13 protein-coding genes are annotated in these 13,359 nt (G+C 58.8%); 3 read left to right on the plus strand and 10 right to left on the minus strand.

From position 1 onward, the window contains the following. Nucleotides 1-308: 308 nt before the first annotated feature. The 3 genes from P3C29_RS19600 to P3C29_RS19610 all read right to left on the minus strand — a co-directional run bounded on the left by P3C29_RS19600 (nucleotide 309) and on the right by P3C29_RS19610 (nucleotide 3,605). Nucleotides 309-1,934 carry a methyl-accepting chemotaxis protein gene (locus P3C29_RS19600; protein ID WP_010166285.1) on the minus strand — a complete coding sequence of 542 codons (1,626 nt, stop codon included), beginning with the start codon at nucleotides 1,932-1,934 and terminating at the stop codon, nucleotides 309-311. Between the two features lie 135 nt (nucleotides 1,935-2,069). Then, the gene (locus P3C29_RS19605; RefSeq protein WP_275965250.1) at nucleotides 2,070-2,534 is read right to left on the minus strand and encodes a DUF3859 domain-containing protein; all 465 of its coding nucleotides are present in this window, start codon (nucleotides 2,532-2,534) and stop codon (nucleotides 2,070-2,072) included. Nucleotides 2,535-2,600: 66 nt separating this feature from the next. Beyond that, a complete protein-coding gene (locus P3C29_RS19610; RefSeq protein WP_275965251.1) occupies nucleotides 2,601-3,605 on the minus strand; it encodes an amidohydrolase family protein in 1,005 nt (334 codons plus the stop codon). Between the two features lie 140 nt (nucleotides 3,606-3,745). On the opposite strand from P3C29_RS19610, the gene P3C29_RS19615 reads away from it, so the two are divergent. Together P3C29_RS19615 and P3C29_RS19620 are read left to right on the plus strand one after the other, a co-directional pair. Further along, a complete protein-coding gene (locus P3C29_RS19615) occupies nucleotides 3,746-4,162 on the plus strand; it encodes an OsmC family protein (RefSeq protein ID WP_177087538.1) in 417 nt (138 codons plus the stop codon). Between the two features lie 64 nt (nucleotides 4,163-4,226). Further along, nucleotides 4,227-5,099: a pirin family protein gene (locus tag P3C29_RS19620; RefSeq protein ID WP_275965252.1), complete on the plus strand. Its 873-nt coding sequence runs from the start codon at nucleotides 4,227-4,229 to the stop codon at nucleotides 5,097-5,099. A gap of 133 nt (nucleotides 5,100-5,232) precedes the next feature. Here P3C29_RS19620 and P3C29_RS19625 read toward each other — a convergent pair whose 3' ends face one another. From P3C29_RS19625 to P3C29_RS19640, 4 genes are all read right to left on the minus strand, one after another. Next, on the minus strand, nucleotides 5,233-5,961 hold the full coding sequence (locus tag P3C29_RS19625; protein WP_008434010.1) for a dienelactone hydrolase family protein: 729 nt from the start codon (nucleotides 5,959-5,961) through the stop codon (nucleotides 5,233-5,235). Nucleotides 5,962-6,027: 66 nt separating this feature from the next. After that, the gene (htpG, locus tag P3C29_RS19630) at nucleotides 6,028-7,932 is read right to left on the minus strand and encodes a molecular chaperone HtpG (protein WP_010166275.1); all 1,905 of its coding nucleotides are present in this window, start codon (nucleotides 7,930-7,932) and stop codon (nucleotides 6,028-6,030) included. Between the two features lie 89 nt (nucleotides 7,933-8,021). Beyond that, nucleotides 8,022-8,474 carry a PaaI family thioesterase gene (locus P3C29_RS19635; protein ID WP_169385912.1) on the minus strand — a complete coding sequence of 151 codons (453 nt, stop codon included), beginning with the start codon at nucleotides 8,472-8,474 and terminating at the stop codon, nucleotides 8,022-8,024. After that, complete coding sequence (locus P3C29_RS19640) at nucleotides 8,471-8,950, minus strand: PaaI family thioesterase (protein ID WP_010166271.1); 480 nt, start codon at nucleotides 8,948-8,950, stop codon at nucleotides 8,471-8,473. The genes P3C29_RS19635 and P3C29_RS19640 overlap by 4 nt, the downstream gene beginning before the upstream one ends. A 157-nt stretch (nucleotides 8,951-9,107) precedes the next feature. On the opposite strand from P3C29_RS19640, the gene P3C29_RS19645 reads away from it, so the two are divergent. Then, nucleotides 9,108-9,350, plus strand: a complete 243-nt coding sequence (locus P3C29_RS19645) for a hypothetical protein (protein WP_010166269.1) — start codon at nucleotides 9,108-9,110, stop codon at nucleotides 9,348-9,350. 211 nt (nucleotides 9,351-9,561) lie between these two features. Here P3C29_RS19645 and brnQ read toward each other — a convergent pair whose 3' ends face one another. The 3 genes from brnQ to sucC form a co-directional block, all read right to left on the minus strand. After that, a complete protein-coding gene (brnQ, locus tag P3C29_RS19650; RefSeq protein WP_010166267.1) occupies nucleotides 9,562-10,875 on the minus strand; it encodes a branched-chain amino acid transport system II carrier protein in 1,314 nt (437 codons plus the stop codon). A 352-nt stretch (nucleotides 10,876-11,227) separates the two neighbouring features. After that, nucleotides 11,228-12,109: a succinate--CoA ligase subunit alpha gene (gene sucD / locus P3C29_RS19655; RefSeq protein ID WP_010166265.1), complete on the minus strand. Its 882-nt coding sequence runs from the start codon at nucleotides 12,107-12,109 to the stop codon at nucleotides 11,228-11,230. Next, on the minus strand, nucleotides 12,109-13,275 hold the full coding sequence (gene sucC, locus P3C29_RS19660; RefSeq protein WP_003210567.1) for an ADP-forming succinate--CoA ligase subunit beta: 1,167 nt from the start codon (nucleotides 13,273-13,275) through the stop codon (nucleotides 12,109-12,111). The genes sucD and sucC overlap by 1 nt, the downstream gene beginning before the upstream one ends. Nucleotides 13,276-13,359: the final 84 nt, after the last annotated feature.

Below are 13,359 nucleotides of genomic sequence, written 5' to 3' on the forward strand. Positions count from 1 at the left end.
CACAGTCGATCAGTCGATTTAAGTTTCAGAAGCGCTACTTCAGGATCGCCAAAGGCCTGGCTGGACATCACGTTGCACTACGTCCGAACACTGAAAGTGACGGGCTGTTTGATGTCTATTTCTGCCATCACTTTTTGCGAACGATCGACGTGAAGCAGCCTGATTACGGTTCATAATGTGTCAACCATGTCCCCGTACATGTGTCCACCATGTGTCCGGTCCGTACAGGCTTTTCCAAAGTGGCCCGCTGTAAGAGCGGAACCATACGAGGCCGTTACCTAAATAACGGATATGCCCCCTCCAAAAGCCTAAACCGAAAACCTAGCCACCATGGTGTTGAGATCCACCGCCAACCGCGACAACTCCTGACTCGCCGCACTGGTCTGATTCGCCCCCGCCGACGTCTGTTGCGCCAGATCACGGATATTCATCAAATTGCGATCCACCTCCCGCGCCACCGCCGCCTGCTCTTCCGAGGCGCTGGCAATCACCAGGTTGCGCTCATTGATCAAGGTAAACGCCGAAGCAATCTCCTCCAGCGCCGTACCCGCCGACTTGGCAATATCCAGCGTCGAACGCGCCCGCGTGTTGCTCTGCTGCATGGAACTCACAGCCTGATCAGTCCCCTGCTGAATCCCGCTGATCATCTGCTCGATCTCCTGGGTCGACTGCTGCGTACGATGCGCCAACGCCCGCACCTCATCCGCCACCACCGCAAACCCACGCCCCGCATCCCCGGCCCGCGCCGCTTCAATGGCAGCATTCAGCGCCAGCAAATTGGTCTGCTCGGCAATCGAGCGAATCACATCCAGCACCTTGCTGATGCCATACACCTTCTGCGCCAAATCCTCCACCTGCGTCGCGTTGGCCGTCACATCATCGGCCAGGGACTCAATCGACAACACCGTCTGATGCACCTGCTCACGACCATGCTGGGCGATCCGGTCAGACTCACGCGACGCCTGGGACGTGGCCACCGCATTGCTCGCCACCTCCTCCACCGCCGCCGTCATCTGATTCACCGCAGTGGCCGCCTGTTCGATTTCCTGACTCTGCTGATGCAGCCCACGGGTCGCGTCTTCCGTCACGCAACTAAGTTCTTCGGAAGCCGACGCCAATTGGCTGGACGAATCGGAAATACGCCGGATGGTTTCCCGCAGGCTCTCCTGCATGCTTTTCAGCGCCTGCTGCAAACGCGCCGGCTCGTCCTTGCCGCTGACCGTAATCACGCCGGTCAGGTCGCCGCTGGCCACGCCCTGTGCGACTTTCAGCGACTGGGATAACGGCAGCACGATGCTGCGGGTCAGCAGCAACGCCAGGCCAATGGTGATCAACGCCGTCACGGCAATCATGCCGACTACCCAGCTGCGCGATTGGGCGAACACGCTTTGGGCCTGACTCGCCGCCTGATTGGCACTGACTTTGTTCAGCGTCACCAGCTCCCGCAAGGTGCCAGCCAACTCGTCGGCCAACTGGTTCATCTCACCGTTAACCACCTTGATCGCGTCTTCCAGCTGATTGGCCCGGGAAAACCCCATGACCTGCTCCTGGCGTTGCAGGTAGCGAGCTTCCTCGGCTTTGAAGCGATCGAACAGCACCCGTTCTTCAGGCAGCACAATCAAGCCTTCATAGAGAGACTGAGCCTTGTGCAGGCCGCTTTTCAGCTCGGTGATTTTCTGTTCATTCTGCGTGATCGCCTGCGGGTCGCGGTTGAGCAACAAGCGTAAGGTCAGGGCCCGCACCCGCAGCAGGTCCTGATTCATTTCACCGACCGCCATCACGCTGGGCAGCCAGTTGTTTTCCACCTGGTCCGACTGCTGGCGCATATTGCCCATCTGCAACAGGGCAAACCCGCCCAGGGCAAACACCATCAGCGCCAGCAAACCAAACCCCAGGCCGGCGCGAGGGGCAATATTCAGACTTCTGATATTCATGTTCGGAATCCTTCCAAAAGCGCTGCATCCACCTGCAGCGGGCTCTTGAAAGGTATCGGCGAGGAACGGGGTTTGCGTAAGACGAAAACGCGATATCAAAACGCCTTATGATCGCCCCGCCCCGGCTGTAGCGATTCAGCGTACGGTAAAGCTCTTTTGCGTCAGCAGGCGGTCGCCCTGGAACACCATGAAACGCCACTCCCCAGGCACGACCTCGTGATGCTCGGTGAACTCGAACGCCATCACCTCCTGCGGCGCACCGGGAACCAGCTTCTGAGTCACTTCGAGTTTGTCATGACGCACACCGTCCGGCGTGCGAATACCCGGAGTGAAGTAGAGCAAGGTCAGCGGCGTGTCTTCGACAGCTTTGCCAAGCAATTGATAGCGCAGCCCGAACTTGGTGCCCAGCTTCGCCGGCACCACGGTGGTGGCCTGGATCTGTTCGTTGCTGCGGCGCAGCACGCGCTCCCCGGCTTGCAGATCGGCTTTCGGGCCATCAAACACGCCGAACTCCACTGGGCCTTCGATACGCACTTCGGCACTGGCCAGGCTGCTGATCATCATCAGCGCCGCCAGGGCGCCTGAACGGGTGAATTGCATGCTGCACTCCTTGTTTGAGAAGGCCGCAGCTTATGACGCAGGGATGACGACAGGATGACAAACCCCTCACTTGGGCTTGGGCAAAATCGCCAGGAAATTGTCCCGGGCGACCTTTCTGGCCACGTCTTCAGGCAGCGCATCGAGGAACGGGTCGAAGCTGCGCATTTCCTTACCGAGCTTGTTGAAGCGCCCTACCACGTCTGAACCGAGCATGAAGCGGTCCGGGAAGCGCGCCACCAGTTTTACCCACTCAGGACGTGGCGTTCCCGCCTCATCCAGCAAGTAAGGCGTGAGCACGCTCCAGGACAGGTCGACGTACAGGTTCGGGTAAGCCTCCAGCAGGCGCGCCAGGGTGGGCAGCAAGAAATCCATCTGCGTCTGGTGCCGGTGGATTTCCATGCTGCTGCCCGCATGGGCCCAGATAAACCGGGTGTGCGGGTGGTTGCGCAGCGGCTCTTCCATTTCCGCCAGATACAACGGATTTTTCTCACGCTTGGAGGTGATGTTGGAGTGCACCATCACCGGCAAATCGTTCTCCGCTGCCAGGTGATAGATGCGGGTCATCGCCTCGTTATTGGCCCTTGGCGTGTCGCCGGAGGTCAGTGCGGTCAGGTCATCGTGACGGGTGAAGACTTCGCCGATGCCTTGCCACAGCCCCGGATTGAGGTCGAGCATGCGCTGGATGTGGGACGCCGCGTTTTTGTCGTTGGGGTTGAAACCGCTGAGGAACGGATGAAAGCGCTGACGTTGCTCCGGACTCAGTTTATTGACCGCGTCGGCGACGAACACGTCGGTGGCGCTGTACCAATAGGCGTCGGCGTCATCCCCGGCGTAATAGCGCGGGCGCTTGGGTTCGTCTTCGTGCCACTTCTTGGCCACGGGAATCCCGGAAATCATCACATGCTCGATGCGATTATCGGCCATGGCCTTGAGCAACTTGTCCATGCCCGCCGACTCCTGGAAGAAGTCGACGTAATGCAGGTGCGCATCGCTGTAGGCATAGTCGCGGGCCTGTACCGCAAGGCTCGCGGCAGCCAGCAACAGGGCAATACTCAGGCGGGTCCGGCGCACAGGGGCATCTCAAACAAGGGCTAATGAAGGTAGACCTCAAGCCGCGCCTGCGGGTTCAGCGGTAAACAACAGGGAACACCAAGGTGCCAGCATGCTCTATAACTGCATGACCTTCTTCCTGCCACCCTGTGAGGTTTGCCATGCCTGTTACCGTGAATACGCTGAACGCCGAAAACTTCCGCCACAGCGTCAATATCAATAACCACGAGCTGTTTACCGACCTGCCCAAGAGCCTGGGCGGCGACGACTCGGCGCCCTCTCCCCACGATTACTTCGATGCCGCGCTGGCATCGTGCAAGGCACTGACCGTCAAGCTCTATGCCCAGAAAAAAGATATTCCGCTCACCGGTGTCACCGTGGAAGTCACCCATGACAGCACCGAAGAGCAAAAGGGCAAATACACGCTCAACGTCAAACTCACCCTCAAGGGCGTACTCACCGACGAGCAGCGTGATGAGCTGCACCGTGTGGCGGATCGCTGCCCGGTGCACAAGCTGATGACCACGGCCGAAGTCACCATCGAGACCAAGCTCTCGGAAGGCGCCTTCAGCCAGTAGCGGCAACCTCCCGTCGAGCGGGTTATGCTCAGAGGCATCTAACCCGCTCAGATTGGGACGCACCATGACCACAGTGACCGTGATCCGCCCCCGCGCCGAAGACGTTGAAGGGCAACCGATCCTGCGCCCGTTGCCCTCCCGGCAATGCCGCAGCGTCGGGCCGTTCGTGTTTTTCGACCATATGCTGCACACCCGCTATACCCCGGGTACCGGCATGAATATTCGCCAGCACCCGCATATCGGCCTCTCCACCCTGACCTACCTGTTTGAAGGCGAACTCCTGCACAAGGACAGCCTGGGTTCCGACCAGGTGGTAAAGGCCGGGGATGTCAGCTGGATGACCGCCGGCAGCGCCATTGCCCACGTTGAGCGCAGCCCCGAAGCACTCAAGGCCAGTGGTTTTGGCCTGCACGGGCTGCAAGTGTGGCTGGCCTCGCCCAAGGAACATGAGCAAGGGCCCGGGCATTACAGCCATCACCCCGCCGCCAGCTTGCCGGTGAGTGACAACCTCGGCGTGCAGATTCGCCTGATTGCCGGCAGCGGCTTTTGCCTGGAATCGCCGGTGCCAGTGCTGTCGCCCACCCTGTATGCCGAGGTTCGAATGCAGACGGCCACCACGCTGCTGATCCCGGATGAGCATGCGGAACGGGCGGTGTATGTGCTGGAGGGTGAGGCGCAGCTGGAGGGCGAGGTGCTGGAGGTCCACAGCCTGGTGGTGTTACCGGCGGGCGAAAGCCTGGCGCTGTTTGCCGAGACGGATTGCCATCTGGTGGTGTTCGGCGGCGCGGCGCTGGACGGGCCACGGCGGATCAACTGGAATTTTGTCGCGAGTGACCCGGTGTTGATCGAGCAGGCTCGCCAGCGTTGGGCGGCCGGGGATTGGCCGACGGTGCCGGGGGAAAGTGAGCGGATCGAGTTGCCTGGAGGCAAGGCTTAAGCGCTTTATTGCCCATTAGATAGCCTTCGCGAGCAAGCCCGCTCCCACATTCGACCGCGTTCCTTCAATGGGAATGCGCTCGAATGTGGGAGCGGGCTTGCTCGCGAAGGGGCCAGCTCAGGGAACCGCGCTATCAGCCCTTGAACACTTCATCCAGCAAGTTATGCATCGACTGGAAGGCCCGTGCGGCGGTCTTCGCGTCATACATCATCTTGCCCGGCACGTTCGCGTGCGGGTCGGTAAACGAGTGCACTGCACCGCCGTAGCTCAGCAATTGCCAATCCACACCGGCGGCGTTCATTTCGTCTTCAAACGCCGGCAGTTGCTCTTTCGGCACCAGCGGGTCGGAAGCGCCGTGCAACACCAGCACTGAACCCTTGATGTTTTTCGCATCGGCCGGGTTCGGTGTGTCGAGGCTGCCGTGGAACGAAACGGCGGCTTTCAACGGCGCACCGGTACGCGCCAGCTCCAGGGAACAGCAGCCGCCGAAGCAGAAACCGAAGGTTGCCAGCTTCGAGGTATCCACCGCCGCTTCGGTCTGGGTTTTCAGGTGATCAAGCGCGACTTGCATGCGCTTGTTCAGCAGCGGCCGGTCATTCTTCAACGGCATCATCGCCGCACCGGCTTCATCGCCATTCGAAGGGCGAACAGTTTGCCCGTAAAGGTCGGCAAGCAGCACCACGTAGCCCTTGCTGGCCACGCTCTTGGCGATCTCTTCAGCGCCGGCACTGACACCCATCCAGTTCGGCGCCATCAACAACCCTGGCAGCGGGCCCTTATGACTGGCATCAAATGCCAGGCGGCTTTCATAAGACTGGCCATCAATCTGATAGACCACGGAACGCACGGTGATTTGGCTCATCATTTACTCCAGGTGAAAGGCTCTAGAACGAAAAAACCCGCCGAAGCGGGTTTTTCTACAACGGTGTTAAACCGACAGTTCAACCAACAGCTTGTTCAGTCGGCGCACATAAGCGGCCGGGTCTTTCAGGCTGTCGCCGGCAGCCAGGGCTGCCTGGTCGAAGAGGATGTGCGACAGGTCGCCAAAGCGCTCTTCGCTCTGCTCGCCGTCGAGTTTCTCGATCAGCGGGTGAGCCGGGTTGAATTCGAAGATCGGCTTGGAATCCGGAACCTTCTGACCGCTGGCTTCCAGGATCTGACGCATCTGCATGCCCAGGTCCTGCTCGCCGATGGCCAGAATCGCCGGGGAATCGGTCAGACGGTGGGAAACCCGCACTTCGCTGACGGCATCGCCCAAGGCGGTCTTGATGCGCTCAACCAGGCCTTCTTTGGACTTGGCCACTTCTTCAGCGGCTTTCTTGTCTTCTTCGGAATCCAGGTTGCCCAGGTCCAGGTCGCCACGGGCGACGTCAACAAAGCTCTTGCCGTCGAAGTCGCTGAGGTAGCTCATCAGCCACTCGTCGATGCGGTCGGTCAGCAGCAGCACTTCGATGCCTTTCTTGCGGAAGACTTCCAGGTGCGGGCTGTTCTTGACCTGAGCGTAGGTTTCGCCGGTCAGGTAGTAGATCTTGTCCTGACCTTCCTTGGCGCGCGCCAGGTATTCGGCCAGCGAAACGTTCTGCTCGCCGTCGTCACCGTGGGTCGAGGCGAAACGCAGCAGACCGGCAATTTTTTCCTTGTTGGCGAAATCTTCTGCCGGGCCTTCTTTCATGACCTGGCCGAAGTTTTTCCAGAAGCCCTTGTATTGCTCAGGCTCGTTCTTCGCCAGTTTTTCCAGCATGTCGAGGACACGCTTGGTCAGCGCCGACTTCATCGAGTCGATGATCGGATCTTTCTGCAGGATTTCCCGCGATACGTTCAGCGACAGGTCGTTGGAGTCGACCACGCCCTTGATAAAGCGCAGGTACAACGGGAGGAACGATTCCGCCTGGTCCATCACGAACACACGCTGCACGTACAGCTTCAGGCCTTTCGGCGCTTCACGCTGGTACAGGTCGAACGGAGCACGGGCCGGTACGTAGAGCAGCGAGCTGTATTCCAGCTTGCCTTCGACCTTGTTGTGGCTCCAGCTCAGCGGGTTTTCGTAGTCGTGAGCGATGTGCTTGTAGAACTCCTGGTATTCCTCGTCCTTGACTTCGGTACGAGGGCGGGTCCACAGGGCGCTGGCGCGGTTGACGGTTTCCCATTCCAGCGCAGGCTTTTCTTCGCCTTCCGCAGCGGCTTGTTCTTTCGGCAACTCGATCGGCAACGCGATGTGGTCGGAGTACTTCTTGATGATATTGCGCAGGCGCCAGCCATCGGCGAATTCGTCTTCACCGGACTTCAGGTGCAGGACAATGCGCGTACCGCGGTCAGCCTTGTCGATAGTGGCGATTTCAAACTCGCCCTCGCCCTTGGAAGACCAGTGCACACCTTCGCTGGCGGCAAGGCCGGCGCGGCGGCTGAAGACTTCAACCTTGTCGGCAACGATAAAGGCCGAGTAGAAGCCCACGCCGAATTGGCCGATCAGGTGCGAATCTTTCTTCTGGTCGCCCGACAGGTTCTTCATGAAATCAGCAGTGCCGGATTTGGCGATGGTCCCCAGGTGGGTGATCGCATCGTCACGGCTCATGCCGATACCGTTGTCTTCGAGGGTGACGGTTTTCGCGTCTTTGTCGAAGCTCACACGGATTTTCAGTTCCGCGCCGCCTTCCAGCAATTCAGGCTTGGACAGGGCTTCGAAACGTAATTTGTCGACAGCGTCAGAGGCGTTCGAGATCAATTCGCGAAGGAAAATTTCCTTGTTGGAATACAGCGAATGGATCATGAGGTGCAGCAGTTGCTTCACCTCGGTCTGGAAGCCCAGGGTTTCCTTTTGAGTTTCCACACTCATGGTCATCAAACTCCAATTGGATGGCAGTGGCCGCGCCCTTGAGGGTTGGCGGCGGGTTGTCATCAAAGTTGGGGGCTAAGACCAGGATTTCAAGGGCGAGCCGGTTCCTCAATCTTGAAATGCGCACGGGCGGTGGCAATCGGTTCAGCCTGGGTGCTTTGCCACGCCGTAATCGCCACATTGGCCACCCGCCGCCCCTGGCGCCACACCTGGCATTTGGCGTAGGTGTCGCGAAACTGGCCGGCGCGCAGGTAATCCAGGGAGAAATCGATGATTTTCGGCACGCCCGGCGCACCGGTGAACACCAGCAGATGCAAGGCGGCGGACAGCTCCATGAAGCCTGCAATCACCCCGCCGTGGATCGCCGGCAATATCGGGTTACCAATGTTGTCCTTGTTGGCCGGCATGCGGAACAGCAATTCATCCCCCAGGCGCGTGCATTCGATGCCGATCAGCTTGGCGTAGGGAATCAGGTTGAGCAGCGCGTCGTAGTTGCCGCGCTCGTGGGCCTGCTGCAGTCGGGTCTTGAACTGATGCTTCATGGCTGCTGCTCTCCCTTGATCGTATTACCCAGGCCCTGGCTGCCCTTGAGGCGCTTGCCCATGCGCATGAACGTGCCCACCACATGGGCAATCGGCTGCTGCGGGTCATCCTGGTAGGCAAAGCCACGGGTGAAGATCACGTCGGTGGTGACCCGGTAGCACTGGGCGAAACCGAACACCGGCCTGTGGGGTTCGGCCGGGTGCATGTAGTCGACACGCAGGTCCAGGGTCGGGCAGACCTCGAACTCCGGCAATACACACAGGGTGGCCATGCCGCAGGCGGTGTCCATCAAGGACGTCAGCGCGCCGCCGTGGATCACCCCGGTCTGCGGATCTCCGACGATATGCGGACCATAGGGCAATACCAGCGTCATACCGTCTTCACTGGCGGCATGCACCTGGATACCCAGTACCTGGCAGTGACGCAAGGCCGAAACAAAACGCGTGGCACGGGATAAAAGAGGATTTTCGGTCATTCGTTAAAGACTCTTATTAGTGTGAATCCGGCGGTGTAGACAACCTTGGTGAAAGTTCCCTTGGGAAACGCCTTATATATCTGTGAGATTTAAGGAACTAAGCGTTGGGCATAGGCTCGAAAGGCCAGTAGATATCTTCAATAAGGAGAAACACCCCATGCGCAAGACTTTAGCTATTTCCTTGATGTTGGCCGCTGCCCTCGGCCTCGCTGCCTGCGATAAAAAATCCGAGGACAAAGCTCAGGACGCCAACCAACATGCTGAACAAGCTCAAGAAAAAATGAGTGAAGCTCAGGATAAAGTGAACGACGCTGCAAAAGAAAACGCTGAAGCTGCCAAAGCCCAGCAGGAATCGAACAACGCAGCCGCAAAAGAAGCAGCACCTGCAACCGGTTCTTGAGTCTGACGACTTGAACACCGTGGCTTGAAAAGTCATGTTGCAAAAGAAAGCCCGCCAAGTGCGGGCTTTACTTTGTCCGCTGCTTTTATCAGGGGAGCAAAGTGCGAAAAGTCGGACTAAGCCCCGCTCCTGACGCTGAATAACAGCCATAAAAAATGCCCCGAATCGTTTGATACGGGGCATTTTCGATTACAACGTTTGGCCAGAAGCTTTAAGCAATCGCTTCGCTGCGCTTGCCCAGCAGCCGGTCAATAACCACGGCGACCACCAGGGTCATCACCGAAGGCACCAACCACGCCAGGCCCTGCTCGCTCAACGGCAGGTGAGCCAGTTGCGATGGCATCCAGTCCGCCAGGCCTGCGCCCTTCAGCGCATCAATGCAGCCGAAGATGAACGACACCAGCATCACCGGGCCCACGATACGGCCCTGCTCCTGCCAGAAGTCCTTACAGAAGCTCAGGGCCACCAGCACGATGCACGGCGGATAGATCGCGGTGAGTACCGGGATCGAGAACGCAATCAGCTTGGTCAGGCCCAGGTTGGACACAAACAGCGAGAACACCGCCAGGATCACCACCAGGGTCTTGTAGGACAGCGGCAACACACGGCTGAAGTACTCGGCGCAGGCGCAGGTCAGGCCCACCGCCGTCACCAGGCACGCCAGGGAAATCAGCACGGCGAGGAAGCCGCTGCCCAGGGAGCCGAAGGTGTGCTGGACGTAAGCGTGCAGCACGGCGGCGCCGTTGGCAGCACCGGCGGCCACTTCATGGCTGCCCGAGCCGAGGCGGAACAGGCTGATGTACACCAGCGCCAGGCCCACGCCGGCAATCAGCCCGGCAATGATCGCGTACCGGGTGATCAGCTTCGGCGACTCGACGCCACGGGAGCGGATCGCATTGACGATCACGATGCCGAACACCAGGGCACCGAGGGTATCCATGGTCAGGTAACCATTGATAAAACCCTGGGAGAACGGAGCAGCCACGTACTCAGGGGTGGCGACACCCACATCACCGGCTGGCAGGGCGAAGGCAGCGATGCCCAGCACGGCCAGGGCGATGATCTTCAACGGCGCCAGGAAGCGACCGACGGTATCCAGCAGACGGCCCGGGTACAGGGAGATGAAGAACACCAACAGGAAATACACCGAGCTGTAGAGGAACAGCGCCAGCGGGCTTTCACCGGTCAGCGGCGCCAGGCCCACTTCAAAGGAAACGGTGGCGGTTCGCGGGGTGGCGAACAACGGGCCGACTGCGAGGTAAGCAGCCGCTGCCAGCAAGCCACCGGCGATCTTGCCGATCGGGCTGCTCAACGCGTCCATGCCACCACCGACCTTGGCCAGGGCGACGACAGTGATCACCGGCAAACCGACCGCGGTGATCAGGAAGCCCAGCGCCGCCATCCAGACATGAGGCCCGGACTGCAAACCGACGATAGGCGGGAAGATGATGTTGCCGGCGCCCACGAACAGGGCAAAAGTCATAAAGCCCAACGCCAGGATGTCCTGGCTTTTCAACACTTTCATTTGAGGAAATACCACACTACTGAATCGGAATTTAGAGAGGGCTTCCCTATGGATGAGGGAAATACTGCCGGTCCTGATGGGGACTGACGGGTCTAGCGCGGGGCTTCCTTTTGGGATGCGCACGCATAAAGAGGCGGCTAGCCTAACGAATTTGCGGGTCAAACGCACTGTTGCGGGGCGAACTGTCCGATAAGCGACATTTTTATGTCGCGTTTTCATATCTAAATTTTGAAATACGATCAAATGTGCGAGCAAGCCCGCTCCCACATTTTAATCTCCACCAACCTTCAGAATGCACAAAGGCCACCCGAAGGTGGCCTTTGTGGGGTGAAGCGTCAGTTAAGCGCGAGGCTTACTTGACAGCCCAACCGGTCAGCTCGGACAAAGCCTTGCCGATGTCTGCCAGCGAACGCACGGTTTTAACGCCTGCGTCTTCCAGGGCAGCAAACTTCTCGTCTGCAGTGCCCTTGCCGCCAGAGATGATTGCGCCAGCATGGCCCATGCGCTTGCCAGCAGGGGCAGTCACACCAGCGATGTAGGAAACAACCGGCTTGGTCACGTGTGCCTTGATGTAGGCAGCCGCTTCTTCTTCAGCCGAACCGCCGATCTCACCGATCATCACGATCGCTTCGGTCTTCGGGTCTTCCTGGAACAGTTTCAGGATGTCGATGAAGTTCGAGCCTGGGATCGGGTCACCGCCGATGCCGACGCAAGTCGACTGACCGAAACCGGCGTCAGTAGTCTGCTTGACAGCTTCGTAGGTCAGGGTGCCGGAACGGGAAACGATACCGACTTTGCCTGGCAAGTGAATGTGACCTGGCATGATGCCGATCTTGCATTCGCCTGGAGTGATCACGCCTGGGCAGTTAGGGCCGATCAGGGTAACACCCAGCTCGTCGCACTTAACTTTAGCGTCCAGCATGTCCAGGGTAGGAATGCCTTCGGTGATGCAAACGATCAGCTTGATGCCGCCGAATGCTGCTTCCAGGATGGAGTCCTTGCAGAAAGGAGCTGGAACGTAGATCACGCTGGCGGTGGCGCCAGTGGCAGCTACAGCATCTTTCACGGTGTTGAACACTGGGAGCCCCAGGTGCTCGGTGCCGCCTTTGCCCGGAGTAACGCCACCGACCATCTTGGTGCCGTATTCGATGGCTTGCTGGGTGTGGAAACTACCTTGCGAACCGGTAATACCCTGGCAAATAACCTTGGTGTCTTTATTGATCAGGACGCTCATTATTTGCCCTCCGCAGCTTTGACAACTTGTTGAGCAGCGTCGGTCAGGCTGGTAGCAGCGATGATGTTCAAACCGCTTTCTGCCAGTACTTTAGCGCCCAGTTCAGCGTTGTTACCTTCAAGGCGAACAACCACCGGGATTTTAACGCCGACTTCTTTCACTGCACCGATGATGCCTTCGGCAATCATGTCGCAACGAACGATGCCGCCGAAGATGTTGACCAGTACTGCTGCGACGTTGGAGTCGGACAGGATGATCTTGAACGCTTCGGTAACGCGTTCTTTGGTGGCACCGCCGCCTACGTCGAGGAAGTTGGCTGGTTTGCCGCCATGCAGGTTGACGATGTCCATGGTACCCATGGCCAGGCCAGCACCGTTGACCATGCAACCGATGTTACCTTCCAGGGCTACGTAGTTCAGTTCGAACTTGGCAGCGTGCGCTTCGCGCGGATCGTCTTGCGACGGATCGTGGAAAGTCTTCAGCTTAGGCTGACGGTACATGGCGTTGGCGTCGATGTTGATCTTGGCGTCGAGGCAATGCAGATCGCCGTCAGCCTTGATCACCAGCGGGTTCACTTCCAGCAGGGCCAGATCGTGATCCTGGAACAGTTTGGCCAGACCTACGAAGATCTTGGCGAACTGGGCAACTTGCTTGCCTTCCAGACCCAGCTGGAAAGCCAGCTCGCGACCCTGGAATGGCTGAGCGCCAACCAGTGGATCGATAGTGGCTTTCAGAATTTTTTCTGGGGTTTCTTCGGCGATCTTCTCAATGTCCACGCCACCTTCGGTGGAGGCCATGAACACGATGCGACGGCTCGAACGGTCAACGACAGCGCCCAGGTACAGCTCTTTAGCGATATCAGTGCACGATTCAACCAGGATCTTGGTGACTGGCTGGCCATTGGCATCAGTCTGGTAAGTCACCAGACGCTTGCCCAGCCACTGCTGAGCGAAGGCTTTGGCGTCTTCTTTGCTGCGAACCAGCTTGACGCCGCCCGCTTTACCGCGACCACCAGCGTGAACCTGGGCTTTGACAACCCACTCGGTGCCGCCGATTTTGTCGCAAGCTTCTGCTGCTGCTTCCGGGGTGTCTACTGCGTAACCCTTGGATACTGGCAGGCCGTATTCAGCGAACAGCTGCTTACCCTGATACTCGTGAAGATTCATGCTTATTACCGTCTTCGTTAGGTACTGCGCATTCGGCGCTGCGCTCTTTATTGAGTGCCGCGCCACCTGTGACTGCTGCTTGCA

Origin of the sequence: Pseudomonas sp. 1912-s, assembly GCF_029269205.1 — a bacterium.
Lineage (GTDB): Bacteria > Pseudomonadota > Gammaproteobacteria > Pseudomonadales > Pseudomonadaceae > Aquipseudomonas.